The organism is Sphingobacterium paramultivorum (genome assembly GCF_014109745.1).
GTDB lineage: Bacteria > Bacteroidota > Bacteroidia > Sphingobacteriales > Sphingobacteriaceae > Sphingobacterium > Sphingobacterium paramultivorum.
Genome location: NZ_CP058555.1, coordinates 4033520 through 4060141, shown reverse-complemented (window position 1 = coordinate 4060141; position 26622 = coordinate 4033520). Strand labels below are relative to the sequence as shown.

Here is a 26622-nt window from a genome sequence, read left to right as displayed (position 1 = left end):
TTATTTGAAATACGCAATCTTATATACAGCTTAAATGGATAGCAATAAAAAATATTGGAAAGGTTTGGAAGAGTTAAATCAAACTCCTGCTTTCGTTGAAGGAAGCAAGGGTGAGTTTGCCGAATCTATTCCTGTAGAAGATGTATTAAACGAAGCTGGCTTGAGTACTAAAACTCCTCGCCGTGACTTCTTGAAAGCATTAGGATTTGGTTTGGGTGCTGTTTCTTTAGCGGCTTGTAACCGTACTCCTGTGCATAAGGCAGTTCCTTATTTGATTAAACCTGAAGAGGTAACTCCAGGTATCCCTAACTATTATGCTTCGACGTTCAACGGTCAAAGTATCTTGGTTAAAACTCGTGAAGGTCGTCCGATCAATGTTGAGCCTAACCCGAATGCAATTGGTTTGAACCAAGGTTTGGATTCAACAACTGCTGCTTCTGTATTGGATTTATATGATGAGTCCAAATTGAAACAGGCACAATTGAAAGGTCAAGATGTTGAGTGGTCTAAATTGGATGGGGAAGTTGTTAAAGCTTTGAATGCAGCAGCATCTTCTGGTAAACAAATTACGATCGTTTCTAACACCGTAAACAGTCCTTCGACGTTGGCGGCTATCGCTGCTTTTGCAACGAAATTCCCAACAGTTAACCATGTACAATACGATGCTGTTTCTTACAGCGGTATTATTGAGGCGAATAAAGCTTCATTTGGTAAAGCTGTTGTACCTTCATATAATTTTGAAAAAGCAAATGTGATTGTTTCAGTTGCAGCTGATTTCTTAGGAACTTGGTTAGCAGGTGAGGAGCATACACAACAATACGCTAAAAACCGTGATTATAAATCGTTGAAAAACGGAAAAATGTCACGTCACGTGCAATTTGAGTCTGGTCTTTCCATGACTGGTACAAATGCGGATGCACGTATTGCAATCAAACCTTCGGAAGAAGGAGCTACATTGGTTGCTTTATATAATGCGATCACTGGTCAGTCTTTGGCTGGTGCTACTGCAAACAAAAAGGCACAAAAAGGTGTCGCTCTAGCGGCGAAAGAATTGGTGAACAACAAAGGCGCAGCAGTTGTTGTTGCTGGATCTAACGATGTCAATGTACAGGTATTAGTTAATGCAATCAACGTTGCATTAGGTGCTTACGGTACAATCATCGATTTGGATAACTATTCTAAACAATACCAAGGTTCGGATTCTTCGTTCCAAGCTTTCTTAGCAGCAGCGAAATCAGGTCAAGTTGGTGTTGCATTCTTCTTGAATAGCAACCCGGTGTATGACTACTTCAAAGCAGATGATGTAAAAGCAGCGTTGAAACAAGTTCCTTTCACCTTGTCATTTTCGCAACGTGCGGATGAAACAGCTTCTGAATTGACAGCGATTGCTCCAGCAAGTACGTTCTTGGAATCTTGGGGTGATGCGAATCCAAAAGAAGGTTTGTTCTCTATCGTTCAACCAACAATCAATCCTGTTTTCAAAACACGTCAAGTTGAACAAAGCTTGTTGACTTGGGCAGGAAATGATACAGATATGTACAACTTCGTTAAGAACTTGTGGTCTACACAAATCTTAGCGGGTTCTACGAAAAACTGGGATGCTATATTGCAAACTGGTTTTGAATATAAAGGTGCTAAAGCGGCAACAGCTCCTGCATTTACAGGAAATGCTGCAGCAGCAGCTTCGGCAATTGAAGCATCAAGCAAAGCAATTACCGGTGAGTTTGAGTTGAAACTTTACGAGCCTTCTGCACTTCGCGATGGTCGTTATGGAAACAATGCTTACTTGCAGGAATTGCCTGACCCGGTTTCTAAAGTAACTTGGGATAACTATGCTGCTCTTAACCCGAAAGATGCTGAGAAATTAGGTTTGGGTGAAGACGGTAAAGTAACTGTAAAAGCAAATGGTGTTGAATTGGAATTGCCAGTTGTACAACAACCAGGTCAAGCACAAGGAACAGTTTCAGTTGCTGTAGGTTACGGCCGTACAAAAGTTGGTAAAGCAGGTAATGAAGTTGGTAAAAACGCATTCCCTTTTGCTTCTATCATCAATGGTACAGTACAAGGTGTTGCTAAAGCAACTGTAGCGAAAGCGTCTGGTACTTACCAATTGGCACAGACACAAACACACCACACGATCGAGGGTCGTAACGTTATCCGTGAAACGACATTTGCGAATTATTTGAAAGATCCTAACTCTGAGGCAGGACGTTTTTCAGATAATCACAAAACATACGATTTGTGGAACAAATATGAGCAACCTGGTCACAAATGGGTGATGGCGATCGACTTGAACGCATGTACAGGTTGTGGTGCTTGTATCGTTGCTTGTAACGTTGAAAATAATATTCCTGTTGTAGGTCGTGATGAGGTTCGCCGTCGTCGTGAAATGCACTGGTTACGTATTGACCGTTACTATACGATCGAAGGAAAAGATCAAGATCTTACAAAAGAGAAAGAAATTGCAAGAGCTTCGGCTGATTTAGATTTCGAAGATATCACTGTTGTTCACCAACCGATGTTGTGTCAACACTGTGGTCACGCACCTTGTGAAACGGTTTGTCCAGTATTGGCAACAGTACACTCTTCAGAAGGTTTGAACCATATGGCATATAACCGTTGTTTTGGTACACGTTACTGTGCGAACAACTGTCCTTTCAAAGTTCGTCGTTTCAACTGGTTTGCATACTGGAATGATTCACGTTTTGACAACTACTTGAACAATGAGTTCACACAATTGGTATTGAATCCAGATGTTGTTACTCGTTCACGTGGGGTAATGGAGAAATGTTCAATGTGTATCCAACGTATTCAAGCAGGTAAATTGCAAGCTAAGATTCAAAATCGCAAAGTTAAAGATGGCGATATCCAAATGGCTTGTCAACAAGCATGTTCTGCAAATGCGATCATCTTTGGAGATGCAAATGATCCAGAATCAGAAGTATCTAAAGCATTACGCAACGAGCGTGTTTATTACGTACTTGAGGAAATCAATGTTCAACCGGGTATCGGTTATATGACAAAAGTTAGAAACACTTTTGAGGCGTAATCTTGTACAATATTTGAAATAAAAATACTATGTCATCGCATAACGAATCAATATTAAGAGAACCATTAATGACCGGTAAGGACATTACGTATGCAAAAATTACGGATGATATCTTACTACCGGTTGAAAATAAACCGAATAAAGCATGGTGGATTGGTTTTACCGTTGCTGTATTAGGTGCTTTATTATGGGTAGTTAGCGTTAGTTATACCTTTTGGACAGGTATCGGCGCTTGGGGTCTGAATAAAACTGTAGGCTGGGCTTGGGATATCACCGACTTCGTATGGTGGGTAGGTATCGGTCACGCGGGTACGTTGATTTCAGCTGTATTATTAATCTTCCGCCAGAACTGGCGTAATTCAATCAACCGTTCTGCAGAGGCGATGACGATCTTTGCGGTAATCTGTGCGGCTACATACGTTGTAGCTCACATGGGTCGTCCTTGGTTGGCTTATTGGATTTTCCCACTTCCAAATCAATTTGGATCACTTTGGGTAAACTTCAACTCTCCTTTGGTATGGGATGCGTTTGCGATCTCAACTTACTTTACAGTATCCTTGGTATTCTGGTACTGTGGTTTGTTGCCGGATATCGCGACAATTCGTGACCGTGCTACTGGATTAAAACAAAAAATCTATTCTGTATTATCATTCGGATGGAATGGTTCAGTTAAGACTTGGCAACGTTTTGAAATCGTGTCATTGATCTTGGCAGGTATTTCTACTCCGCTGGTACTTTCTGTACACACGATCGTATCCATGGACTTTGCAACTTCGGTTATTCCTGGATGGCATACGACGATCTTCCCTCCATATTTCGTGGCGGGTGCGATCTTCTCTGGTTTCGCGATGGTACAGACTTTATTGTTGATCTTACGTAAAGTAATGAACTTTGAGAACTACATCACGATGTTCCACATTGAGTCGATGAATATCATTATCATGACGACAGGTTCTATCGTGGGTGTAGCTTATTTGACTGAGTTGTTTATCGCAATGTACTCTCGTTCAGAATACGAAATGTATGCTTTCGAGAACCGTATGTTGGGTCCGTACGCTTGGGCTTACTGGTCAATGATGACTTGTAACGTAATTTCTCCACAGTTATTCTGGTTCAAAAAAATCCGTACAAGTATTCCAATCTCATGGATCTTATCGATTGTTGTAAACATCGGTATGTGGTTTGAGCGTTTTGTAATTATCGTGACTTCATTGCACCGTGATTACTTGCCTTCATCTTGGGCAATGTTCTACCCAACTTGGACAGACGTAGGTATCTTTGTAGGTTCAATTGGATTATTCTTTACGTTATTCTTATTGTTCTTACGTTTCTTACCGGGTATCGCTATCGCCGAAGTGAAATTGTTGTTGAAATCATCTTCATTACAACATAAAACTAAATTGGCTCAAGAAGGCGCATTCCCTGAGGAACAAGTTAAGTACTTCCAAGAGTCATTAGAGAAATATGATTCAGTGACAGAAGAAGAGATTAAAGAATTATCAGTTAGAAAATAATCAGCAATGAGCAATACAAAATATATAATAGGTAGTTTTGCGGATCCCGATGAAATGATGCATGGGATCGACAAATTGCAAGCAAATAATATAAGTATTTACGACTGCTTTACTCCGATGCCTATTCACGGCATCGAAGCGAAGTTAGGTGTGAAACCTTCTCGCTTGCCTATCGCAGCATTTTGCTTTGGAGCATTAGGAACGACATTGGGTTTTAGTTTGTTGTATTATACAATGGCATACGATTGGCCGATGAATATCGGTGGTAAACCATCATTTGGTATGCCAAACTTTGTTCCGGTTACATTTGAGGTTACTATCTTATTGTGTGCCTTGGGTATGGTTGCTACGTTTTTCTTCCGTAACCACTTATTTCCAGGACGTGCACCTCGTGTAATGGACTTGAGAGCAACAGATGATCGTTTCATCCTTGCAGTAGATGCCAATGAAAATACAGATCACGCTTTGATCGATAGCTTATTGAAAGAAGCTGGCGCTGTTGAAGTTAAGTACAATGATAGAAAATATGTTAGCTATGAATAAGAAGAATTTACTTGGAACGCTATGCGCAGCTGTGGCATTGACAGCACTTGTTTCTTCTTGTGGTGACAAAACAACTCGTAGTACAGGTTTAGAGTTTTCTCGTAACATGTACGATCCGCTTGCTTTCAATCCGGATCAACCTAATGCGAATTTTGCTGATGGAAAAACAGCACAGGCACCTCCTAAAGGTACAGATCCAATTGGTTTCACTCGTTTTGAGTACGCCAATACATTAGAGGATTATGAACGCGCAGGAAGAGAAGCAAAAAGTCCTTTGGTCGTAAATGCCGAGAATCTTGAAAAAGGTAAAGCTTTGTTCACAACTTATTGCTCTATATGCCATGGAGTAGAAGGTAAAGGTGATGGTCCTATCACGAAAGATCGTAGCGTGACTGATTCAAGAGGCACTCGTCAATTAGAGAACTTTCCTCCGCCACCATCTTATCATAGAACAGATGCGGCGAGCTCTTCAAGAGGTGGTTTGATGGCTGACTTGACTGATGGTAAAATTTACCATACAATTTATTACGGACACAACTCCATGGGATCACATGCATCTCAATTGTCTCCAGAGGAGAGATGGAAAGTTGTTATGTATGTTCACGAATTACAAAAGAAATAATCTAACATCAGATATATAAATGGGAACTCACAGTCATCATCACGATTATAATTTCAACGAGCGATACGAGTTTGCTGGCAAAGCTAAAATGTTCAGTATTGTCGCTGTTGTACTAGGCGTAGCTGCTGTAGCTTTCGGGTTGCTTTCGGGCGATCACGTTACTGTAGAGCGTACTTATGCCAACTTGTTATTGATGGGTTATTACTTTACATGTGTATGCGCAGCTGGAACATTCTTTGTTGCCTTGCAATATGTAACACAATCTGCATGGTCTGCAGGTTTGGTACGTATACCTCAGGCTATGGCGAGTGTTTTACCAATTGCTTCATTGATTTTATTGGTTATTGTAGGTTTAGGTTTAACCACACATAACTTATATCACCACTGGAATGCAGATGGTATCACTGATCCGCATAGTACAAATTTTGACCCTATTATCGCAGGCAAATCTGCTTATTTAAATGTTCCATTCTTCTTGATCCGTCAGGTGGTATTTATGGGAACATATAGCATTTTTGCTGTTATTTTTGCGAAACTTTCTTATAAAGAAGATTTAGAAGGTGGATTGACTTCTTATAAAAAGTCATTCAAATTGTCGGCAATCTTCTTAGTTATCTTCGGTTTTACTACACCTATTTGGTCTTTCGATACAGTAATGTCTTTAGAGGCACACTGGTTTTCGACAATGTTCGGTTGGTATAACTTTGCAGCAATGTGGGTAAGTGGTATTTCATGTATCACGATCATCGTTGTTGTATTGAAGAAAGCTGGTTATATGAACTGGGTAAACGAAAATCATTTACACGATTTGGGTAAATTGATGTTCGGTTTCTCCATCTTTTGGACTTACGTTTGGTTTGCACAATTCATGTTGATTTGGTATTCAAATATTCCAGAGGAAACAGTTTATTTCTACAAACGTTGGGAACCTGAATACAAACCTTGGTTTTGGTTGAGTATTATCATTAACTTTGTGGCACCATTGTTACTATTAGTGGATCGCGATGCTAAACGTAAACAAAACGTGATGTTGTTCGTAGCGATTCTATTATTGGCTGGTCACTGGCTAGATTATTATATCATGATCATGCCTGGTACTGTTGCTGAACATAGAGGATTTGGTATCATTGAAATCGGAACTGCACTTGGTTTCTTAGGTTTGTTCATCTTTTTAGTGATGAGTAAATTGAGCAAACAAGCATTGGTGCCTAAAAATCATCCTTTCTTGGATGAGAGTTTGCATCACCAGATATAGTTTCACTTTTAAAGGAAGGTTACGTAAAAACGTTATAAAAGAAATGAGCTTTAAATTAAATAATAGATTCAAATCCATCTCGGGTTTTGTGCTTGCACTAGGATTGCTTTTTGCGACTCCTATCCTTGCAAGTCAACAAGATACAGTAGCATCTGATTCTGCTAAAGCGGCGACTACAGCAGTAGCTGCCCCTGCAGCAACGGATTCGGTTGCAAAAGATACAACAGCGGCAGCAGGTACTGCTGCTGTTGCATCTGCTAGTTCTTCTACTGAAGCTAGTGCTGCTGCTCCTGCTGTTGAAGAAGTGAAGCAAATAGACCCTCAGGTTTATAAAAACTTCACATATTATGTCTTGTTATTCTTGGTTATATGTACAGTTGTTGCCGTTATTGGTAAAGTACTTTCGATCTATGAATTGACAAGAAAGATGAACGGTAAATACAATCCGTTTGCGAATAACACGTTTCAATCTGCATTGTTATTCATTTTCTTGGTTGTATTCCTTTACGGTGTATATTGGTCATATGTACACTGGGGAGCCGCTTATTGGAGATCGGCAGTAACTGAGCACGGTGAGCGTATTGATACAATGTTTATCATTACCACAGCAATTACAACATTTGTATTGGTTATCACACACATCTTGTTGATGACATTTACATTCTTGTACCGCATGCGTGCAAAACGCCAAGCTTATTATTACCCACATAATAATGCGATCGAGAAATTGTGGACAATCGTTCCTGCTGTTGTTTTGACAGTATTGGTATTGTTCGGTTTCTTTACATGGAGATCAATCACAAATATTCCTGAGGATCTTCAAAAATCAGCATTACAAATTGAAGTATTGGGCGAGCAGTTCCAATGGAATGTACGTTATGCTGGTTCGGACGGTATTATTGGTAAACGTAATTATAAAATGACTACGCCAACGAACCCGTACGGTATTGACTTTAATGATAAAAATTCTTGGGATGATATTCAAGGATCTGAAATCTGGTTGCCTGTAAATAAACCTGTACGTTTCCATATCGTTTCGAAAGATATTATTCACTCTTTCTTTATTCCAGATTTCCGTGTTCAAATCAATGCGGTACCGGGGATGACCAACTATTTCCAATTCACACCTACTGTAACAACAGAAGAGATGCGTGATCGTTTGGGTGATTATAATTATGACTTTGTGATGTTGTGTAACAAGATCTGTGGATCTGGTCACTACAATATGCAAAAGAAAGTGGTTGTCGTAACTGAGGAAAAATATAAAGAATGGTTAGCTAAACAAAACAAGTATTTTACTGAGGATTTGCAAAAAGAGTTCAGCGGTAAAACAGCTAACGTGAAAAAGGATAGCGTACAAGTTACAGCATCTTTGAACTAATTAAGAATTTTTGAATATAAAATCGAATATGTCAAGTACAGTAATATCGCATAGCGCTGAACATCACGATTCGCACGGCCATCATCACGAAGAGTCGTTCATCAGAAAGTATATCTTCTCGGGTGACCACAAGATGATTGCTAAGCAATTCTTGATCACTGGTATCATCATGGCAGTTTTTGCGATGCTTTTATCAGTATTATTCCGTATCCAATTAGCATGGCCGGATAAAGAGTTCCCTATATTAGAAGTATTCTTGGGTAAATGGGCTGAAGGTGGTCGTATAAAACCGGAGTTTTTCCTTTCCCTGGTAACCATTCACGGTACCGTTATGGTATTCTTCGTGTTAACGGCTGGTCTATCAGGTACTTTTAGTAACTTATTGATTCCATATCAAATCGGAGCACGCGATATGGCATCTCCTTTTATGAACATGTTGTCTTACTGGTTGTTCTTTGTAGCATCAGTGATTATGGTTGCATCGTTCTTTGTAGAAAGTGGACCTGCTTCTGCTGGTTGGACGATCTACCCGCCATTATCGGCTGTACCTACAGCAATCGCAGGATCTGCAACAGGTATGACGTTGTGGTTGGTGAGTATGGTTCTATTTGTAGCTTCACAGTTGATCGGTGGTATTAACTATGTAAGTACAATTTTGAACATGCGTACAAAAGGAATGGACTTATGGAAAATGCCTTTGACAATCTGGGCGTTCTTCTTAACTGCTATCGTGGGTATGTTGTCATTCCCAGTATTGGTTTCGGCGGTTGTTCTTTTGATTTTTGACCGTGCTGCTGGTACGTCATTCTATTTGTCGGATCTTGTTGTTCAAGGACAAATTTTACCAAACGAAGGTGGTTCACCAATTTTGTTCCAACACTTGTTCTGGTTCTTAGGTCACCCTGAGGTATATATCGTTGTTATGCCTGCTTTAGGTTTAACTTCTGAGGTTATTGCAACCAACTCACGTAAACCAATCTTTGGTTACCATGCGATGGTTTATTCGTTGATCGGTATCACTGTATTATCGTTTATCGTATGGGGTCACCACATGTTTGTAACAGGTATGAACCCGTTCTTGGGTGGTGTATTTATGATTACAACATTGATTATCGCGGTTCCTTCTGCTGTAAAAGCGTTTAACTATCTTGCAACGTTGTGGAAAGGTAATATCCGTTTCACTCCAGCGATGATGTTTGCTATCGGTTTGGTATCATTCTTTATCTCTGGTGGTTTGACAGGATTATTCTTAGGTAATGCGGCTTTAGATATCAACTTACACGATACCTATTTTGTTGTTGCCCACTTCCACTTGGTAATGGGATCGGCGTCAATCTTCGGTATGCTTTGTGGTGTTTACCACTGGTATCCTAAGATGTTCGGTCGTATGATGAACACAAAATTGGGTTATTTACACTTTTGGTTGACTTTCGTTGGTGCTTACATGGTATTCTTCCCAATGCACTTTATGGGTATCGATGGTGTGCCTCGCCGTTACTATGCATTTACTGAGTTTGCTTTCATGGCGAAATGGGTTTCTGTAAACAAATTGGTAACTTGGGCTGCAATCATCGCCGCTTTAGGTCAGATAGCTTTCTTGTGGAACTTCTTTACATCGATTTTCTTCGGTAAAAAAGCACCACAAAACCCTTGGCAGTCAAACACGTTGGAATGGACTACTCCGGTAGAGCATATCCATGGTAACTGGCCAGGAGAGATTCCAACTGTACACCGTTGGCCTTACGATTACAGTAAGCCAGGTCATGGTGAGGATTTTATTCCTCAAAGTGTTCCTTTCTCTGAAACAATGAGCTCTAATTTGCCTCATGATTTCGAAGGAGACGAGGAAGCTGAGCGTATCCAGGCAGAATGGAATGCTCAAAATGGTAGAAAAGACTAATAAAATCTTATAAAATAGAGTGGGGATTCCTACTCTATTTTATAGAAGTTTGTATTTTAAGAGGTAGGGGTAGTATTATGTTTCCAGCAGCTGAGAAGCGATTTATAAAGACCAATTTTATAACGATAATTGTATTGTTTTTGGTCATTATTGCTGGGGGAGTTGTTCGGAGTACAGGGTCAGGAATGGGATGTCCAGATTGGCCTAGATGTTTTAACCGTATTATTCCTCCAACAGATATCTCCCAATTACCTCAAGGATATGAACAGCATTATATTGAAGGAAGAGCAAAGAAGAACGAACGTTTCGCGAAAATTGTAGAATTTTTCGGGGATAAGGAAATGGCTTACAAGCTCCGTACCGATAAGAGTATTTTGCAGCATGAAGAGTTTAATGTTGCGAAAACTTGGACGGAATATATCAATCGGTTGGTAGGCGTTGTTTCCGGATTCTGTTTGTTATTTACAGCTATTTATTCTTTCACCTATTTAAAATCAAAAAGCTCGATCGTTGTTTGGTCAGTGATTAATCTTTTTGTTGTAGTAGTTCAGGCTTGGCTGGGATCGATCGTTGTATCGACCAATTTGATGCCCTGGATTATTACGGTACATATGCTCTTAGCCATTGTAATTGTTTGTATTAGTATTTATACATATTTCAAAGCAGTTACTTTGCGAAATAAGACCTTACTGGTCAATCGTTCTTTGGGTATATTAAAAGGACTTGCTATTGCTTCAATTTTATTGATGCTAACACAGGTAATTGTCGGAACGGGAGTTCGTGAGGAGGTTGATTTATTAACCGGTTCAACGATAGCCCGGACTGATTTTATAACAACTATTGGTCAACAGTTTGAGTTACATCGCTGGTTGGCATATTGTTCTTTGATTTTAGTTATTGTATTATTCTTTTTGGTCCGCACAAGTTTTAATACGGGTTCTAAGCAATATAAATTTGCTTTAATCGCATTGATTCTAGTGGGTATCCAAATGCTATCAGGAATTATCTTAGCTCGATTTGCAATACCTGCATTTGCACAGACAACGCATTTGGTGGTAGCGACGCTTCTATTTGGCGCACAGTTCTACCTGTTGTTATTGTTAAACAAGCAAAGGCACTAATCTTGGAATTCGGGATGTTTATGTTTAAAAGTACGTGTTTAATTACACTGATAGTAGGAGGTCTCTTTTAGTTATGAAAGAATTTATTTCAGATTTCAAAAAGCTTGTTAAGTTGAGACTTACGTTGACGGTCGTATTTTCTGCGTCAATTGCTTTTCTGATAGGATCAAAACAACAGGGTGATATATTCTGGTTCAATTGGTTATTGTTGACTATAGGTGGTTTTCTGGTGACAGGTTCTGCCAATGGTTTTAATGAGATCATTGAAAAGGATTTGGATAAACTGATGAAACGTACGGAGGACAGACCGTTGCCATCAGGCCGCATGACAACAGGACAGGCTTTGGTATTGAGTGTCTTTATGGGCATCTTAGGAACCTTGGTGCTTGTTCGTTTAAATTTTGTCGCTGGTCTGCTGTCTGTTTTCTGTATCCTTCTTTACGCATTTATCTATACACCATTAAAAAGAAAATCACCAATAGCAGTGTTTGTCGGGGCGTTTCCGGGTGCATTTCCGCCATTAATTGGATATTATGCAGCCTTTTCGCAAGATGATTTGGCCTACTATAGTGGACATAACGAAGCGGCAATTATTATTATTCCCTTTGTGTTGTTTGCTATTCAGTTTTTATGGCAGTTTCCGCATTTCTGGGCAATTGCCTGGGTTGTGGATGACGACTATAAATTAGCGGGTTTTCGCTTATTGCCGACGACAAAACGTGATAAGATATCTGCTTTTATGGTATTCATTTCAGGTTTGTTTATGATACCTGCAGGTTTTATACCTTATCATTTTGGCTTTGGTGGGATTTGGTTTACGATTGTATCCGTGGTCGGTGGAATAATGTTTGGTTATTACGGTTATTTGCTGTTTAAGAATTGTGATATTCCTTCAGCGAAGAAAGTGATGTTTACCTCATTTATCTATTTGCCTGTGACACAACTCGTATTATTGCTTAACTTTATTCCGTTGAAATAATGTTAGATATACAAGCACAAACTGACGAGAAGTTAGTACAGAGAAAAGCCCAAAAGTTCAACCTGTGGTTGGGTATGTTGGGTATGTTCATGATGTTTGCTGCGTTATCCAGTGGTTTCATTGTATATACAGCGAGCGGCGTGGACAAAGGGATTAAGACCCTATTGCCAAATGCACTTTTATATAGTACCTTGGTGATTGTGGTTAGTAGTCTAACGATGTTTTTAGCACATAGAGCGGCTAAAAATGGCGAGTCTTCCAAACAGCGGTTGTTTTTGATAGCAACTTTTATTTTGGGAGTTGTATTTTTTGCCTTGCAAGTTCATGCTTGGAATGTATTGATCGATAGGGGTGTTTATTTTGTGAATAACAATGCATCGCAATCTTTTATTTACGTTTTTATCTGGATGCACTTGGCGCATATTATTGCGGGGTTGATCGTTTTGATTGGCGCGATTATAGGAATTAACAAACTTCCTAAAGACGGCAATCTTTTCCGCATGGATCTTGCCAGTATTTTTTGGCATTTTCTCGATCTTTTATGGATTTATATATATGTTTTCTTACTTTTGAATCAATAATAGTAAACAATGAGTACAACAGTATCGCAATTGGATAAGGTAAAAACTGGTCCATGGAATGGTGGAAAATCACCTTGGAACTTAGAGTATGGAAAAATCATGATGTGGTTTTTCTTGGTAGGGGATGCCTTCACATTTTCTGCATTTTTGGTTTATTATGGCGCACAACGATTTTCACACGCTGTATGGCCGGATCCTGATAAGGTTTTTCAATCTATTCCAGGAATTACTGACGGGGGACAACCCTTAGTATTTGTCGGTTTGATGACATTTATTTTGATTATGTCTTCAGTAACTATGGTGTTGGCGGTTGAAGCTGGACATCGTAATTCGAAGCATGAGGTTGTTAAATGGATGTTATGGACAATCTTAGGTGGTCTTTGTTTCGTTGGTTGTCAGGCATTAGAGTGGACGCATTTGCACCACGAAGGCTTTTGGTTCGGACGTAATCCTGCTACTGATATTGCTACACATATGGAAGGCGGAAATGTTGTTGAAAAATTGAGCCATTTCTTTACGGGAGATGTGTCGTATACATCAGCACTTCAGTTTGCAAACCTATTCTTTACAATTACTGGTTTCCACGGTTTCCACGTAACTGTTGGTATTATTTTGAACATCATTATTTTGTGCATGACTTTAAATAATACTTTTGAAAAAAGAGGGTCATATTTAATGATTGAAAAAGTAGGTCTATATTGGCACTTTGTGGATTTAGTGTGGGTATTCGTGTTTACACTTTTCTACCTTGTTTAGTAAAACAATTTAATTACAAAAGCTATGTCACAATATCAAGATAATATCGCTCACGGAGAGCACGCTCACGAAGGTGGGTTGGATAAAAAGGCTATATGGAGAGTGTTTGGAGTACTTTTGGCCCTTACTTGCCTAGAGTTCTTAATCGCATTAGGCTTCGTTCACCACTGGCAAATTCTGTCTAAAGGGGTATTGGTTAATTCAATTTACATTATACTTACTTTAGTTAAAGCTTATTATATCATTGCATTCTTTATGCACTTGAAATTCGAGAAATCGAGCTTCATTGTCACTGTAGGAATCGTCTTTATTTTTATTATTTATTTTATTGTTTTGATGCTAGTTGAAGGAGGCCATTTAGCTTCTGCATTCCAAGAACATCAAATATTTCCAAATAAATAGATAAAGTGAATGGATAATAATACTGGACAAAAGAAAGGTATTAAAACTATATTGATCCTGGCTGTAATTCTTTTACTGCCAGGATTTTTATATTTTATACTAAATAAAAGTGGCTCGAATAGCTACGCTTCTTTGCCAATTTTTGGGAAGAAAGAGGTTCCGGGAACCACTCATCGTAAATGGGGACGTGATATTCCCGATACCATCTACCATACTGTACCCCCGGTTGATTTTGTGAATTTTGATGGCAAGAAAGTGCATCTATTGGATAATGATACAACACTTTCTGTCGTCCATCTGATGTACTCTAGAGATGCTTCATTATCGCGGACAATGATTAAGCGTTTAGATCAAATCGCTAATCGATTTATTCAGAATAAGAAGGTTCGCTTGTATTCAATTACGGTTGATACGGCATACGATACACCAGAAGTGTTAGCTAAATACTCAAAAGTTTACAAACCTTGGACCAAATCTTGGTTTTTTGTGACAGATCCTTCTGTTGATATCTTTAAATTTGCCAAGGAAAGTTTGCTGCAGGATGCACTTGTCAACAATGAAGGCGGCAAACCATTTATTATTGGGTCTAATTATCTTTTACTTGATACAAAAGGAAGGATAAGAGGGATGTATGACATCAATGTCAAAACAGATGTTGACCGCCTTGAGGATGAAATTAAATTATTATTGGTCGAGGAAATCCGAAACCATCCAGCTACAATAGAACAAAAAAGGTAATTATATCATGGAAGAGAGTCTTAACAAGGAAAAAAAGTATAGTAAATGGATTTGGTTGTTATCTATTGTTATACCGATAGTGGTTGCTATCCTTTTTACGGTGAATTTACAAAAGCTGGGTTATGATGTAAAACCGCTAACATTTTTGCCTCCTATCTACGCGGCTATCAATGGAATTACAGCTGTATTGCTTTTTTGGGCCGTGGCTGCGATAAAAAAAGGCAATAAGCCCTTGCATGAGCGTTTGATCAAAATGTGTATTGCTTGTTCCTTAGCTTTTCTGGCGATGTATGTCGCTTATCACATGACTTCAATCGAAACGAAATATGGCGGCGAGGGAATTTTGAGACCGATCTATTTCTTTATCCTGATCACGCATATTTTGCTTTCCATTATCATCATCCCTTTTGTACTCTTTACATTTGTTAGAGGTATATCGGGTTCTTATGAGCGTCATAAAAAGCTTGCCCGTATCACTTATCCCATGTGGCTTTATGTGGCTGTTACTGGGGTGATCGTTTATTTGATGATCTCTCCGTATTATATTGGTTAGTGATAAGAGTTGAGGGGCAGGGTATTGTGATCAAGTACAATGGCACGCCGGATTCGATTTGTTGAATCTGGTTTAATATTTAAATGAAATTGGATGCGATGGAGACTATATTCCATGTATCTGGGAGTATAAACAGTATAGGATTAATCAGTTGATTCGTATCGGCTAGATGGATCTGTAAAAAATCATTCACATATGAAGCGTATTTGGATTTATCAGGCAGATCGTCTATTAACGGCGGCAGAGGGACAAGAAATTGGTACTGAGCTTGAAGCTTTTGCTGAACAGTGGAAAGTACATGGAAAGCCACTTTCTGCTTCCGCAGAATTGCGGGATAATCTTTTTATCATCCTTAAGGTGGACGAGGAAGTCGCGGCTGCATCAGGTTGTTCTATTGATAGTTCGGTTCGATTTTTAAAAGGAGTTGAATCCAAGTACGGTATTCAACTATTTGATCGAATGCAATTTGCTTATAAAGCGGATCAGGGAATAGGCGTAGTTAACCGTGACGGATTTGAGAAGTTATTGGCAGACGGTACCATCAACGATAATACCTTAGTATTTGATAATACCATTACCCATGAGCATCAAATGGAAGACGCTTGGGTAATACCCTTCCATCAAAGCTGGCATAAACGACTTTTTAGATAGGTTGTAAAACCATGTTATATAAGAAAGGCCATAGTTACATATGGCCTTTCTTTTTGATCTATAGATCTGTATTGCTTCTCTTCTGATCGATCCGCCGAACAGCGATAGTTTCGCTTATTCGGGAATAGTATAATGATGCATATATTTTGCTATCGCATTTGCACGTCTATTGACATAAGCAGAAGGGTTACGCGCATCCCATTCTCTTGGGTTTGGCAATATGGCTATGATCAATGCGGCTTGTTTTTTGGAAAGATTGCTGCCTGTTTTGCTAAAGTAATACGAAGCTGCCGCATCGGCACCATAAACTCCCTGTCCCATTTCAATCACATTGAGATAAACTTCAAGGATGCGTTTCTTGCTCCAGAATGTTTCGATAAGAATGGTAAAGTAGGTCTCGAAGCCTTTTCTTAACCAGGAGCGGCCAGGCCATAAAAAGACATTTTTGGCTACCTGCTGACTGATTGTACTTCCGCCGCGTAATTTCTTTCCCTGTGCATTTTTTTTAATGGCATTCTGAATTCCTTGCATGTCGAACCCCCAGTGTGTCATAAAGTGAGCATCTTCTCCTGCGATGGCTGCTAACTTTAGGTTGTCCGAAAGTTCATCGTAATCCAGCCAGTTTTTTTCCAGTTTAAATCCCTTGCCCTGTTCTTTTAGCTCAAACCCACGTTGAATCATCAACCAAGTGATGGGAGGATTAATAAACCGCAGGCTAATGACCCAAAAGAGTGAAATACCAATAAAATAGAGGACTACCCGTGTCGCAATGCGCAGGATAGGAGATTTTATGGACTTCAATGGGTTGAAGGATGTTTTTTTGAAGGTATTTTGTTGTTTGCTGGACGTATTTTGTTTACCAGATCTTTTGATGGCCATATCATTACAAAATTTGTGCAAACATAAGCATCATAAAGCAAAGATTCCACATACTATTTTGTCATTTCTTCTAATTTTTCTAATGTCACGTCTTTCATCCAGGATATTGCCTTGGTATCAATTTCACCATTGGGTTTTATCACGGCATAAGTTGGAAACCCGGCACTGTTAAATAAAGACAATAGCTCGCTAATTACATTATTTTCGACAAAAATATGTGTGCCTGGTTGTTCGAGCTCGACTACCTTATTTATCCATTTCTCTTGATTTGATCCTTGATCAGTACATAGATACACGAATTCTATTGGTGATTTTGCTCCCTTAGCCTTATGATGTAGTTTTTTGCTGTAAGGCATCTGACCAATACAAGGTGCACACCAGGTTGCCCATATATCTAATACGATAAGTTTATTAGGGTATTTTGCTTTGATGGTTTTAAGAAGTTCGGATCCGTTTTTGCTTTGGTTTGAGATGAGCTCGGCATCAAATAGAAATTCTTTGATAATTTTTCCTAGTGAGGTCTGTTTTGGTGTTGCGTTTGCCGATGCTAGTAGCTGTTCCAATTTTGTTTGTTTAACATTTAGCCCATCTATTTCTATTCTAATATTCTCTTTCGCCCATTTGCTGTTTAATTTGTTCAGTATTGTCTTATAAATCTTATTTTGCGTTGCAATATCGTCGTCTTCAAATCTGAGGTTGATAATATCAGCGTAATTTTTAGGGAAGGTTTGATTAGCATAGTCTGCTACTTTCACGTAGTCTCCGCGAGTTTCATTGACCGGGTAAAGAACATATTTCACGTAATAATGCAAAAATCTAAAATAGTCGCTGACATGGTTAGATATCGAATAAATAGGAACTAATATACTATCATTAGCTACTTTAATTTTATTTGTTAGGTAGTAATCCAATTGTCTGTACGTATACTGGGCATCAGTAGCGGCGTCAATCAGTGTTTTACATGTTGTGCCGTATGTATGATAGAAAGCCTGATCTGTATTCCGCTGAATCTTAAATAGGGAATCTAATTTATATTGAAAATTCGGGTCGCTTGGTTTGAGCTGCCGGAGTGGCTTGTAAAAATCAGGATTGTGCTTCTTGTCAAATAAAATATATTCATTCATTTGCCGATTTACGTCGGCATCTTTTCCTGCAAACGAGATACCATCACCGATCATATAAATCTCTTTTTTCTTGAGCTTGTTTAGATCGAAGGTGATTTCCAATCCATCTTGAAGGTAAAGACAGGTATAAGCATAGTCACCTAAGCTAAACCATATCTGTTGGTAAGGTAGTATATGTATTTGGGTAAATTCAAAGGTACCATCGGCATTTGCCTTTATCTCATTGCTGCTTTGACTAGGTCCGATTAGGTTAACAAAGGTATATTGAATTTTGAGATTTGAGAGTTCCTCTGGACTTGCATTTAGCACACGGCCTGTCACTTTAGCAAGCTGTTTTTTGCCGGATTTATCATACGATTCGTCGGTTAACGAAATGGGATCTGATTTCATTTGCGCATAGGCAATGTTGAGGAGCATTAGCGAAAGCAATATTGTGGCGAAAAAGACTTTCATAATAAATAGTTTATATGGAAATTAAATATATTAATTTGACTAATCGAAGATTCTTAATTAGTGTTAAAATTTGTTCGATATTGTAATTTGCCAAAGCGACGATATTATCCTATTTTTACGCTTCATAAAAATTGATTTTAGAAGTTGGCAAAAGAAAAGAAAGTGACCCCGTTGATGCAACAGTACAATGCGATCAAGATTAAGTATCCTGGAGCGTTGTTGTTGTTCCGTGTTGGCGATTTTTACGAGACATTTGGTGAGGATGCGATCAAAGCTGCCCAGATTTTGGGCATCGTTTTGACGAAGCGTGGCAATGGCTCGGAATCAGAAACTGCATTGGCTGGTTTTCCCCATCATTCATTGGAAACCTATCTTCCGAAACTGGTGCGTGCAGGACAACGGGTGGCGATCTGTGATCAGTTGGAGGACCCGAAGACGACAAAAACAATCGTTAAGCGTGGTGTGACCGAGCTAGTGACGCCCGGAGTCTCCTACAGTGACAATATTGTTCAACAGAAATCGAATAATTATTTAGCATCAATTTTTATCGAAAAGGAGCGGATCGGTATTTCTTTCCTAGATATTTCAACTGGCGAATTTCTGGTTGCTCAAGGTAGCGTGGCCTATATAGATAAATTGCTTCAGGGCTTTAAACCGAGAGAAATTATTCTGTCCAAAAAACAGAGCAAGGAGTTTACAGAGCAGTTTGGATCACAATATTACACCTATTTTCTTGACGAGTGGCCTTATACGGGTGATTATGCCACTGAAACGCTATTGAAGCATTTTGAAGTCTCCTCGATGAAAGGATTTGGCGTGGACCGCATGACAGCAGGAGTTGTTGCTGCTGGTGTAGCATTGCATTACCTCAATGAAACTGAGCACCGTAATCTGCAACACATTTCTACGCTTTCCCGTATTGAGGAGGACCGTTTTATGTGGCTGGATCGTTTTACGATTCGCAATTTGGAATTAATCGGATCGTTGAATGAAAATGCGGTTACGTTATCCGATGTATTGGATCATACATCCAGTCCAATGGGAGCGCGTCTGCTCAAGCGCTGGATCGTGATGCCGCTCAAAGACAAAAAGAGTATTCAGGAGCGATTGAATGTGGTCGATTTCTTTTTCACTAACCGTGATTTACGGGATGAACTGATTGCTCAGATCAAGCAGGTGGGAGATCTGGAACGTTTAATTTCCAAGATCGGACTGCAAAAAGCGAATCCGCGGGAAATTGTGCAATTGAAGCGCGCATTATATGCTATTGAGAAATTGAAGGAACTTACAGATCGTAAAGATGCTGATGCTCTTCGGACAATCTCAGATCAGTTAGATGCATGTGCTGTTATACGTGAAAAAATCGAGCAACAGGTTCAGGCGGAACCTCCTGTCGCAATCAATAAGGGGAGTGTAATCGCGGAAGGGGTGGACCCTGAATTGGATCGATTGCGCAAGATCGCTTTTGGTGGTAAAGATTATCTGCTTGAGATCCAAAAAAGGGAAGCGGAGCTAACTGGGATTCCTTCTTTAAAAATAGCGTTCAATAATGTTTTCGGTTATTATCTGGAGGTCACAAATACACACAAAGATAAGGTTCCGACGACGTGGATCCGTAAACAGACACTGGTGAATGCTGAACGTTACATTACGGAGGAACTTAAAGAATATGAAGAACAGATTCTCGGTGCTGAGGAGAAGATCCAAGCGCTTGAGAATAGATTATATGCTGGGCTATTGGTTGCCATTGCTGAATACATCAAACCTATTCAACTCAACGCACAGCTCATAGCTAAGTTGGATGTACTGCTTAACTTTGCTGTTGTAGCGGAGAAAAACTATTATGTAAAACCCGAAGTCAGCGAGAGCAAGATTTTGGATATTAAAGGTGGAAGACACCCTGTCATTGAAAGAAACCTGCCAATAGGTGAGGATTATATTACCAATGATACTTTTTTAGATCCGAAAACACAGCAGATTATTATTATTACGGGCCCTAACATGGCTGGTAAATCTGCATTGCTCCGTCAGACTGGATTGATCGTGTTAATGGCGCAAATTGGTTGCTTCGTTCCAGCAAAAGAGGCTAAAATCGGCTTGGTTGACAAAATTTTCACCCGTGTAGGTGCTTCGGACAATCTTTCTTCGGGGGAATCTACGTTTATGGTGGAGATGAATGAAACCGCGAGCATCATGAATAATCTATCGGACCGCAGTCTTATTCTTTTGGATGAAATCGGTCGTGGTACAAGCACTTATGACGGTATTTCTATTGCCTGGGCTATTGCTGAGTTTTTGCATAATCATCCTGCTGCTAAGGCAAAAACCTTGTTTGCCACGCATTACCATGAATTAAACGAGCTGACTACTTCGCTGGATCGTATAAAAAACTATAATGTAACTGTGAAGGAGGTTAATAACAAAGTTATTTTCTTGCGTAAACTTGTTCCAGGAGGCTCAGAGCATAGTTTCGGAATCCATGTGGCAAAGCTCGCTGGAATGCCGCAAAAGTTGCTTAATCGGGCCAATCAAATTTTGAAAAGGCTGGAGCAGGAGCGCACAGGTGGAGAGCAGATTAAAGATAGCATGCGCAAAATCCAGAAGCAGGCCTACCAATTGCAGATGTTTTCTATTGATGATCCTGTCTTGAATAAGATCAGGGATATGCTGAATAACCTGGATGTTAATTCGCTTACTCCGGTTGAAGCATTAATGAAATTGGATGAGATACAACGCCTTTTAAAGAATTAAATCTTCCCTTGGGCTTGGGCACTTGCTCTCAAGCGGAATTTGTTTTTTCGATTTACATACGCCAGATGATGTTTTTTAATACAGACATCATCTGGCGTATTTTTTTTCTGAAAGTGTCTGATCTTATTGGTCAGAAAGAACCTTCAGCTCGCTTTTATTACTGTTGGTGTCTGCGAAGTCATCAGGTTTTTGAGGGCTATTTGCTTAAAATCTGAAGAATAGCTCCAAGCTTCCGTAATTTGCCTGTATCGGGATCAATACCTTACTGCTTGCATCATAAGGCGTGTAATGATAGCCGAGTTCGAAACCAATGTACTTTTGGTTTTTCATGCGAAATAGGGATGCGAGACCAAGTCCTAGGTGCACATTATTGATGGTTACCATACGATCAGTGTATCCACCATCATAATAATAACCATCCGGATCATAATAACCAGAAGAATAAGCGCTTTCTGTAATGCCGGTATCTGTAATATCTATGCCAAGGATACCTTTTGGAATCAGTATAAATTTGTCGTTGTCAAAAACTTTGTAACCTACAGTACCGCCCATAAATGCGGTCGCTGAAGAATTGACCGAAACATTGGAGCCCTCGTAATTGTAATCAATATTGTGGTCGTTTGAGTTGATGCGTACCTTGAATCCACCTTCGAAAATAAATTTTCTTTCCAGCGAGCTCATCAGCATAAATCCAAAGTTTATGTTGGTTCCGAAAATTTTGTTGGCTCCGCCAAGTGGGGTGACTACGCCGATTGACGGAACATAGCCCAGTTTGGCTTTCTGTCTATCTCTATACACTTTGGGGGCTGGAAACCGCTGTTGATTATCTTGTTCGTTAGCTTGTTGGTCTTGTACGGCATTGGCAACTTCAGTATCTGAAAAAAGCTCTAAAATAGTTTTTTCCTGATCGGTTAACGTATAACTATCGGAAGCAAGCAGGGCTTTGGCTCTTACTTTTATGAGGCCGTCAAGGGGATGCCTTAATGGCACGAAATTGTATTTTTCCTTATGCTGTTCGTATTGTGTTGAAAAATCGTCCTGGTCTGCCGCATCCAGTCTTTGTAAAAAGTTTTTATCGAATTGATTGTCTACATAATGTTTGATCTCTGTTGTGGTATTCTTTTTCTCAATGATGTATATAAGAATACGTAAACGCTGTACAAACTCGTTGGTACCACAGCTAGCTTGTATACTATTGAGTAAAGGATCAATTTTGTCAAAGTCATTGTTGTTCAATGTTTTTGTTAATAAGGGAAGTATTTCAGCTGTATGCCGGTCACAATTCTCTTGTGCATGCAATAGTTTTGTAGGAAGCACACCAATGATGATCAATATCATAAGAGCAAGCTGACGGATATTCATGGCTTATATAGATTTGTTGCTGACTAAATTAGCAAATAAATTGCAGGATACACTGGTTTGTTTGTACCAAAGGTTCTAAAAGTTTTATCTTTGGCCTATGGCGTCGATATTTCGGTTTAAACAGTTTGAGGTTGATCAGTCTGACTGTGCAATGAAAATTAACACAGATGGCGTACTGCTGGCTTCCTTGCTAGAAGTAGAACCTGTGGACCGGGTACTGGATGTAGGTACAGGTACGGGAGTCATTGCATTGATGTTGGCTCAGCGGCTCGTAGACAGTAGGGTAGAGGCTGTCGAAATTGACCCTTTGGCTGCTGCGATGGCAGACAGAAACTTCCGTAACTCCATTTTCCAGGAACGTTTAGAGCTGCATGCTACCTCCTTTCAACAAATGGATGTACAAGGGCATTATGATCTGATCGTATCAAATCCACCCTTTTATACAGATTCATTACATAATCCGGATGAACGCAAGAAGCTGGCGCGTCATACCGATCTGGATTTTTTTGCTGAACTGTTGGATTTCGCTGCTTTACGCTTATCGGATCGGGGAAAATTAGTGCTGATCCTTCCAACGGCATTAGCGGAAACGTTGGCTAAAATTTCAGCGGAAAGGGGATTATACTGTTCCAGTGAAGTACAAATAAGCTCCTTTGAAGGGGAATCGGCCATTCGGAAAATCGTTACATTTGAACGCTTACGTGTCGAACTACCCGCTCAACGGGCGTTTGTTATTTATGCCGCCAAGGGTATTTATTCAGAAGCTTATCGAAATGCCTTGGCACCTTATTTTTTAACTTTTTAAGTGATGACAAAGATCGGATTACTCTCAGATACACATTCTTTTTTAGATGAAGCTGTATTTACTCATTTTGCAGCCTGCGACGAGATATGGCATGTGGGCGATTTTGGTGATCCTGATGTTGCGGATCGGTTAGCAGCTTTTAAGCCACTGCGCGGAGTATACGGAAACATTGATGGTCAAGAAATTCGTTTACAATTTCCAGAAGATTTGAGGTTTAGGTGTGAGGAAGTGGACGTCTTTATGACACATATTGGTGGTTATCCAGGGAAATATGCTGCACGCATAAAAGGGGAATTGATTAAAAATCCACCTAAATTATTTATTACTGGACATTCACATATCCTAAAGGTTATCTTCGACCCCAAGATTCATTGTCTCCATCTCAACCCTGGGGCGGCAGGTAAGCAGGGCTGGCACAAAGTAAGGACATTAATGCGGTTTGATATCAATAAAGATAAAATTGAGAACCTGGAGGTTATTGAACTCAAAGACCGTTAAGTCACCTAGACTCTTCTTTAGTCTTTTTTATGAATAGACAGCCGGACGATACTTTGGGTAATGGCAAAGAGATCGTGCGGTACATTCGGCTCTAATGTCACTAACATGCCTTTTGTTAGACTGATTTTGCTTCCGTTAACGCCAAAATCAATATTGCCTTCGACAATTTCTACAATAATTGATGCAGCTGTTTTATGCTCCTTTAGATATTGCCCTTCTGCAAAAGCCAAGCGATATTCTTTGCTGCCATTTGTTTCTAGCAGGAGGTCCATTTTGGGTTTTTTGTCCTGAAATGTGACGTTTTGAAAAATAGAAGCTGTCTGCATGGTCGTTGTGCTATTATCTGTTGTTGCTAATATATTGTTGATAAAGGTCCTGTAAATAGGTCTGTAAGATCAGGGCGTGGGTATGTAAGGTGATGGAGGGCTTTCATGGCTATATTTATAAAATAACGCTATTACTGATGTTAAAATAAATATATGATTTTCAGCTGTAAAGTGTGTCAGCTCGTTATCTTATTTCTTCTATAATTCGAAAGAATTTCTGCTTCGGATAGACGGGAAGAAGTTGGTCAAAACGATGGAAAGTTTCCTATTGCGGGAGTTTTGAAAAGAAGTTTCTCAGGTACTATAGTGAATCACGAACTTCAAGAAGAAAGTTCTTCAACCGCTCCAATGAATCTACAACACGTTGATTTTCTTTTGCCTCAGATTTGTTGTCACGCAGGTAATCACGTGCACCCTGTAGTGTATAACCTTTATCTTTAACCAAATTGAAGATGATCTTTAAATTGGCAATATCTTCTTGCGTAAATAAGCGATTACCCTTTTTATTTTTCTTAGGTTGTAGAATGTCAAATTCACGCTCATAAAAACGTATTTGGGACGCATTTACATCAAACATTTCTGTAACTTCCCCCATTGTATAATACAATTTATTTATTTCACGCTCTTTGTACGGCATATCTTCACGATTAATCTATAGCAAACTTAATAAAAATTCCAATTCAAAAAGAAATTTTTGCGATCTCTTATCTGATCAGGGATTGAACGAGAGGGATATTGTACAATTCATGAGAGGCCAATAATAATTGTGTATAAAGGTAAATTTTTCTAAGTTTGACTAGTTTGAAAACGGTCTAGACATCATATATGATTATAGTTAGTAAATTTTGGACGAATTTCTTCTCTTTTGGAAAAGCCAATGCAATTACTATTTATCCTTTTATCTTTCTGAAAACTACCTTTTTTAAACAGCAGGACGACTTGATTCGTCATGAGCGTATACATTTGCGACAGGCGCTTGAATTAGGTATTCTCTTTTTCTATGTATGGTATCTCATAGAATTTGCCGTTCATTTTATTCAATTTAGAGATTTTGATAAAGCCTACCGGCGTATTTCTTTTGAGCGGGAAGCGTATGACAGGGAGGGTGAAACAGATTATTTGTCAAAAAGAAAAATATGGGCTTTTTGGCGATATCTTTAAAAGGATGACCTATTCAACCCTGCTATAAAACCGTCATAAGGTTGCAGGCACAACAATTATGAGATGAATTGAATATGCTTTCTAGCCGATAAAATAGACACTTTCAAAAAAGAAAGCGGTGCCAAGAATACTCTTGGCACCGCTTTCTTTTCTATTTTGAAGGCGATTATCCTACTAATTTAAGATAAGTAGCTACTTTGTCTTTTAATTGTCTACGGTCGACAATGAAATCCAAAAATCCATGCTCAAGAACAAATTCTGAAGTCTGGAATCCTTTTGGAAGATCCTTTTTGATTGTTTCTTTAATGACACGTGGTCCTGCAAATCCGATTAATGCTCCCGGTTCTGCAATATTTACATCACCTAACATCGCGTAAGATGCTGTAACTCCTCCTGTGGTAGGGTCTGTCAATAAACAAACGTAAGGAAGTCCTGCCTTTGCCAATAACGCTAATTTAGCCGAAGTTTTAGCCATTTGCATCAATGAAAATGCGGCTTCCATCATACGTGCACCTCCTGATTTGGAGATTAGCATAAATGGAATTTTATGCTCAATACAGTAATCTATCGAACGCGCGATTTTTTCACCAACGACAGATCCCATTGATCCGCCAATGAAACTAAAGTCCATACAAGCAATAACGATGTCTTGACCATTCATTTTTCCATGGCCAGAACGTAAAGCATCTTTCAGGCCTGTTTTGGCTTGACTTTCCTTTAAACGTTCAGGGTATGGCTTTGAATCGAAAAATTCTAATGGATCACCAGAATTTAGATTAGGAAATAGTTCTGTAAATTCGTTATTGTCAAATAAAATTGAAAAATATTCTTTGGAGCCAATTCTTAAGTGGTGCCCACAATATTGACAAACATAGTCGTTTTCTACTTGTTCAAGATGCAACAATGGTTTTTTACATGTGGGACATTTGTTCCACATACCATCAGGTGCTTCTTTTTTATTAGCGGTAGCTGTGCTAATACCAGCTTTTTCTCTTTTAAACCAACTCATACGATAGTTCTTATTCGATTACAAACTTATATAAATTTGCTTTTATATACAATTATAATTGTGTTGAATGTACATGCCAAGCGATTAAAACTCCTTGTGTAACAGGGCTTCTATAAATAGGGGAAATGCGGGTAACAATTGGGATATATAAGATATTTAGCTGATTATTAGGTTAGAATTGAATTTTGGACCGGAGGATTAGTCAAAAA

General features: G+C 39.2%; 25 protein-coding genes. 19 read left to right on the top strand and 6 right to left on the bottom strand.

What is annotated here, in order from left to right; translation table 11 throughout:
• Positions 1 to 34: 34 nt before the first annotated feature.
• The 15 genes from HS960_RS17085 to HS960_RS17015 all read left to right on the top strand — a co-directional run bounded on the left by HS960_RS17085 (position 35) and on the right by HS960_RS17015 (position 16045).
• Entirely contained in the window at positions 35 to 3049 is a 3015-nt protein-coding gene (locus tag HS960_RS17085) for a TAT-variant-translocated molybdopterin oxidoreductase (protein WP_153846061.1), read from the top strand.
• A 29-nt stretch (positions 3050 to 3078) separates the two neighbouring features.
• The gene (nrfD, locus tag HS960_RS17080) at positions 3079 to 4563 is read left to right on the top strand and encodes an NrfD/PsrC family molybdoenzyme membrane anchor subunit (RefSeq protein WP_046674137.1); all 1485 of its coding nucleotides are present in this window, start codon (positions 3079 to 3081) and stop codon (positions 4561 to 4563) included.
• A 6-nt stretch (positions 4564 to 4569) separates the two neighbouring features.
• The gene (locus HS960_RS17075) at positions 4570 to 5106 is read left to right on the top strand and encodes a DUF3341 domain-containing protein (protein ID WP_153846060.1); all 537 of its coding nucleotides are present in this window, start codon (positions 4570 to 4572) and stop codon (positions 5104 to 5106) included.
• On the top strand, positions 5090 to 5728 hold the full coding sequence (locus tag HS960_RS17070; RefSeq protein WP_376778456.1) for a c-type cytochrome: 639 nt from the start codon (positions 5090 to 5092) through the stop codon (positions 5726 to 5728). Before HS960_RS17075 ends, HS960_RS17070 begins: the two co-directional genes overlap by 17 nt.
• A 19-nt stretch (positions 5729 to 5747) precedes the next feature.
• On the top strand, positions 5748 to 6983 hold the full coding sequence (locus HS960_RS17065) for a quinol:cytochrome C oxidoreductase (protein WP_182330150.1): 1236 nt from the start codon (positions 5748 to 5750) through the stop codon (positions 6981 to 6983).
• A 43-nt stretch (positions 6984 to 7026) separates the two neighbouring features.
• The gene (locus HS960_RS17060) at positions 7027 to 8364 is read left to right on the top strand and encodes a cytochrome c oxidase subunit II (RefSeq protein ID WP_153846058.1); all 1338 of its coding nucleotides are present in this window, start codon (positions 7027 to 7029) and stop codon (positions 8362 to 8364) included.
• 28 nt (positions 8365 to 8392) lie between these two features.
• Positions 8393 to 10264, top strand: coding sequence for a cytochrome c oxidase subunit I (locus HS960_RS17055; RefSeq protein WP_182330148.1), 1872 nt, complete (start codon positions 8393 to 8395; stop codon positions 10262 to 10264).
• A 77-nt stretch (positions 10265 to 10341) separates the two neighbouring features.
• Positions 10342 to 11385 (top strand): COX15/CtaA family protein, encoded by a 1044-nt coding sequence (locus HS960_RS17050; protein WP_153846057.1) that lies wholly within the window; start codon positions 10342 to 10344, stop codon positions 11383 to 11385.
• A gap of 73 nt (positions 11386 to 11458) precedes the next feature.
• Entirely contained in the window at positions 11459 to 12364 is a 906-nt protein-coding gene (cyoE, locus tag HS960_RS17045; RefSeq protein WP_070563553.1) for a heme o synthase, read from the top strand.
• The gene (locus tag HS960_RS17040; protein WP_070563556.1) at positions 12364 to 12945 is read left to right on the top strand and encodes a cytochrome c oxidase subunit 3; all 582 of its coding nucleotides are present in this window, start codon (positions 12364 to 12366) and stop codon (positions 12943 to 12945) included. Before cyoE ends, HS960_RS17040 begins: the two co-directional genes overlap by 1 nt.
• A gap of 9 nt (positions 12946 to 12954) precedes the next feature.
• Entirely contained in the window at positions 12955 to 13701 is a 747-nt protein-coding gene (locus HS960_RS17035; protein ID WP_153846056.1) for a cytochrome c oxidase subunit 3, read from the top strand.
• Between the two features lie 24 nt (positions 13702 to 13725).
• A complete protein-coding gene (locus HS960_RS17030; protein WP_070563563.1) occupies positions 13726 to 14103 on the top strand; it encodes a cytochrome C oxidase subunit IV family protein in 378 nt (125 codons plus the stop codon).
• A gap of 9 nt (positions 14104 to 14112) precedes the next feature.
• Entirely contained in the window at positions 14113 to 14841 is a 729-nt protein-coding gene (locus tag HS960_RS17025; RefSeq protein WP_153846055.1) for an SCO family protein, read from the top strand.
• A 7-nt stretch (positions 14842 to 14848) separates the two neighbouring features.
• On the top strand, positions 14849 to 15394 hold the full coding sequence (locus HS960_RS17020; RefSeq protein ID WP_088160236.1) for a DUF420 domain-containing protein: 546 nt from the start codon (positions 14849 to 14851) through the stop codon (positions 15392 to 15394).
• A gap of 195 nt (positions 15395 to 15589) precedes the next feature.
• Positions 15590 to 16045 (top strand): ABC transporter ATPase, encoded by a 456-nt coding sequence (locus HS960_RS17015; RefSeq protein ID WP_153846054.1) that lies wholly within the window; start codon positions 15590 to 15592, stop codon positions 16043 to 16045.
• A gap of 114 nt (positions 16046 to 16159) precedes the next feature.
• Here HS960_RS17015 and mtgA read toward each other — a convergent pair whose 3' ends face one another.
• Together mtgA and HS960_RS17005 are read right to left on the bottom strand one after the other, a co-directional pair.
• Positions 16160 to 16924, bottom strand: a complete 765-nt coding sequence (gene mtgA, locus HS960_RS17010; RefSeq protein WP_182330146.1) for a monofunctional biosynthetic peptidoglycan transglycosylase — start codon at positions 16922 to 16924, stop codon at positions 16160 to 16162.
• Between the two features lie 53 nt (positions 16925 to 16977).
• A complete protein-coding gene (locus tag HS960_RS17005) occupies positions 16978 to 18501 on the bottom strand; it encodes a TlpA family protein disulfide reductase (protein ID WP_182330144.1) in 1524 nt (507 codons plus the stop codon).
• A gap of 144 nt (positions 18502 to 18645) precedes the next feature.
• Between HS960_RS17005 and mutS the strand changes: the two genes are divergently transcribed.
• Entirely contained in the window at positions 18646 to 21252 is a 2607-nt protein-coding gene (mutS, locus tag HS960_RS17000; RefSeq protein WP_228280051.1) for a DNA mismatch repair protein MutS, read from the top strand.
• A 204-nt stretch (positions 21253 to 21456) separates the two neighbouring features.
• Here the strand turns inward: mutS and HS960_RS16995 are convergent, their stop codons facing one another.
• The gene (locus HS960_RS16995; protein WP_182330142.1) at positions 21457 to 22614 is read right to left on the bottom strand and encodes a hypothetical protein; all 1158 of its coding nucleotides are present in this window, start codon (positions 22612 to 22614) and stop codon (positions 21457 to 21459) included.
• A 97-nt stretch (positions 22615 to 22711) separates the two neighbouring features.
• Here HS960_RS16995 and HS960_RS16990 point away from each other — a divergent pair, with 97 nt between their 5' ends.
• Complete coding sequence (locus HS960_RS16990; RefSeq protein ID WP_182330140.1) at positions 22712 to 23419, top strand: tRNA1(Val) (adenine(37)-N6)-methyltransferase; 708 nt, start codon at positions 22712 to 22714, stop codon at positions 23417 to 23419.
• A 3-nt stretch (positions 23420 to 23422) separates the two neighbouring features.
• Entirely contained in the window at positions 23423 to 23917 is a 495-nt protein-coding gene (locus HS960_RS16985) for a metallophosphoesterase family protein (protein ID WP_182330137.1), read from the top strand.
• 17 nt (positions 23918 to 23934) lie between these two features.
• Here the strand turns inward: HS960_RS16985 and HS960_RS16980 are convergent, their stop codons facing one another.
• Both HS960_RS16980 and HS960_RS16975 read right to left on the bottom strand, forming a co-directional pair.
• Positions 23935 to 24243, bottom strand: a complete 309-nt coding sequence (locus HS960_RS16980) for a cupin domain-containing protein (protein WP_120333520.1) — start codon at positions 24241 to 24243, stop codon at positions 23935 to 23937.
• Positions 24244 to 24544: 301 nt separating this feature from the next.
• Positions 24545 to 24880 carry a MerR family transcriptional regulator gene (locus HS960_RS16975; RefSeq protein ID WP_046674120.1) on the bottom strand — a complete coding sequence of 112 codons (336 nt, stop codon included), beginning with the start codon at positions 24878 to 24880 and terminating at the stop codon, positions 24545 to 24547.
• 188 nt (positions 24881 to 25068) lie between these two features.
• Here HS960_RS16975 and HS960_RS16970 point away from each other — a divergent pair, with 188 nt between their 5' ends.
• Entirely contained in the window at positions 25069 to 25404 is a 336-nt protein-coding gene (locus HS960_RS16970) for a hypothetical protein (protein ID WP_182330135.1), read from the top strand.
• Between the two features lie 166 nt (positions 25405 to 25570).
• Here the strand turns inward: HS960_RS16970 and accD are convergent, their stop codons facing one another.
• Entirely contained in the window at positions 25571 to 26413 is an 843-nt protein-coding gene (gene accD / locus HS960_RS16965; RefSeq protein WP_159730536.1) for an acetyl-CoA carboxylase, carboxyltransferase subunit beta, read from the bottom strand.
• Positions 26414 to 26622 lie beyond the last annotated feature (209 nt).

What these genes read in the sequence shown, in the direction of transcription:
- HS960_RS17085 (WP_153846061.1), top strand. Translation starts at nt 35, where the DNA reads ATGGATAGCAATAAAAAATATTGGAAAGGTTTGGAAGAGTTAAATCAA.
- nrfD (WP_046674137.1), top strand. Translation starts at nt 3,079, where the DNA reads ATGTCATCGCATAACGAATCAATATTAAGAGAACCATTAATGACCGGT.
- HS960_RS17075 (WP_153846060.1), top strand. Translation starts at nt 4,570, where the DNA reads ATGAGCAATACAAAATATATAATAGGTAGTTTTGCGGATCCCGATGAA.
- HS960_RS17070 (WP_376778456.1), top strand. Translation starts at nt 5,090, where the DNA reads ATGTTAGCTATGAATAAGAAGAATTTACTTGGAACGCTATGCGCAGCT.
- HS960_RS17065 (WP_182330150.1), top strand. Translation starts at nt 5,748, where the DNA reads ATGGGAACTCACAGTCATCATCACGATTATAATTTCAACGAGCGATAC.
- HS960_RS17060 (WP_153846058.1), top strand. Translation starts at nt 7,027, where the DNA reads ATGAGCTTTAAATTAAATAATAGATTCAAATCCATCTCGGGTTTTGTG.
- HS960_RS17055 (WP_182330148.1), top strand. Translation starts at nt 8,393, where the DNA reads ATGTCAAGTACAGTAATATCGCATAGCGCTGAACATCACGATTCGCAC.
- HS960_RS17050 (WP_153846057.1), top strand. Translation starts at nt 10,342, where the DNA reads ATGTTTCCAGCAGCTGAGAAGCGATTTATAAAGACCAATTTTATAACG.
- cyoE (WP_070563553.1), top strand. Translation starts at nt 11,459, where the DNA reads ATGAAAGAATTTATTTCAGATTTCAAAAAGCTTGTTAAGTTGAGACTT.
- HS960_RS17040 (WP_070563556.1), top strand. Translation starts at nt 12,364, where the DNA reads ATGTTAGATATACAAGCACAAACTGACGAGAAGTTAGTACAGAGAAAA.
- HS960_RS17035 (WP_153846056.1), top strand. Translation starts at nt 12,955, where the DNA reads ATGAGTACAACAGTATCGCAATTGGATAAGGTAAAAACTGGTCCATGG.
- HS960_RS17030 (WP_070563563.1), top strand. Translation starts at nt 13,726, where the DNA reads ATGTCACAATATCAAGATAATATCGCTCACGGAGAGCACGCTCACGAA.
- HS960_RS17025 (WP_153846055.1), top strand. Translation starts at nt 14,113, where the DNA reads ATGGATAATAATACTGGACAAAAGAAAGGTATTAAAACTATATTGATC.
- HS960_RS17020 (WP_088160236.1), top strand. Translation starts at nt 14,849, where the DNA reads ATGGAAGAGAGTCTTAACAAGGAAAAAAAGTATAGTAAATGGATTTGG.
- HS960_RS17015 (WP_153846054.1), top strand. Translation starts at nt 15,590, where the DNA reads ATGAAGCGTATTTGGATTTATCAGGCAGATCGTCTATTAACGGCGGCA.
- mtgA (WP_182330146.1), bottom strand. Translation starts at nt 16,924, where the DNA reads ATGGCCATCAAAAGATCTGGTAAACAAAATACGTCCAGCAAACAACAA.
- HS960_RS17005 (WP_182330144.1), bottom strand. Translation starts at nt 18,501, where the DNA reads ATGAAAGTCTTTTTCGCCACAATATTGCTTTCGCTAATGCTCCTCAAC.
- HS960_RS16995 (WP_182330142.1), bottom strand. Translation starts at nt 22,614, where the DNA reads ATGAATATCCGTCAGCTTGCTCTTATGATATTGATCATCATTGGTGTG.
- HS960_RS16990 (WP_182330140.1), top strand. Translation starts at nt 22,712, where the DNA reads ATGGCGTCGATATTTCGGTTTAAACAGTTTGAGGTTGATCAGTCTGAC.
- HS960_RS16985 (WP_182330137.1), top strand. Translation starts at nt 23,423, where the DNA reads ATGACAAAGATCGGATTACTCTCAGATACACATTCTTTTTTAGATGAA.
- HS960_RS16980 (WP_120333520.1), bottom strand. Translation starts at nt 24,243, where the DNA reads ATGCAGACAGCTTCTATTTTTCAAAACGTCACATTTCAGGACAAAAAA.
- HS960_RS16975 (WP_046674120.1), bottom strand. Translation starts at nt 24,880, where the DNA reads ATGCCGTACAAAGAGCGTGAAATAAATAAATTGTATTATACAATGGGG.
- HS960_RS16970 (WP_182330135.1), top strand. Translation starts at nt 25,069, where the DNA reads ATGATTATAGTTAGTAAATTTTGGACGAATTTCTTCTCTTTTGGAAAA.
- accD (WP_159730536.1), bottom strand. Translation starts at nt 26,413, where the DNA reads ATGAGTTGGTTTAAAAGAGAAAAAGCTGGTATTAGCACAGCTACCGCT.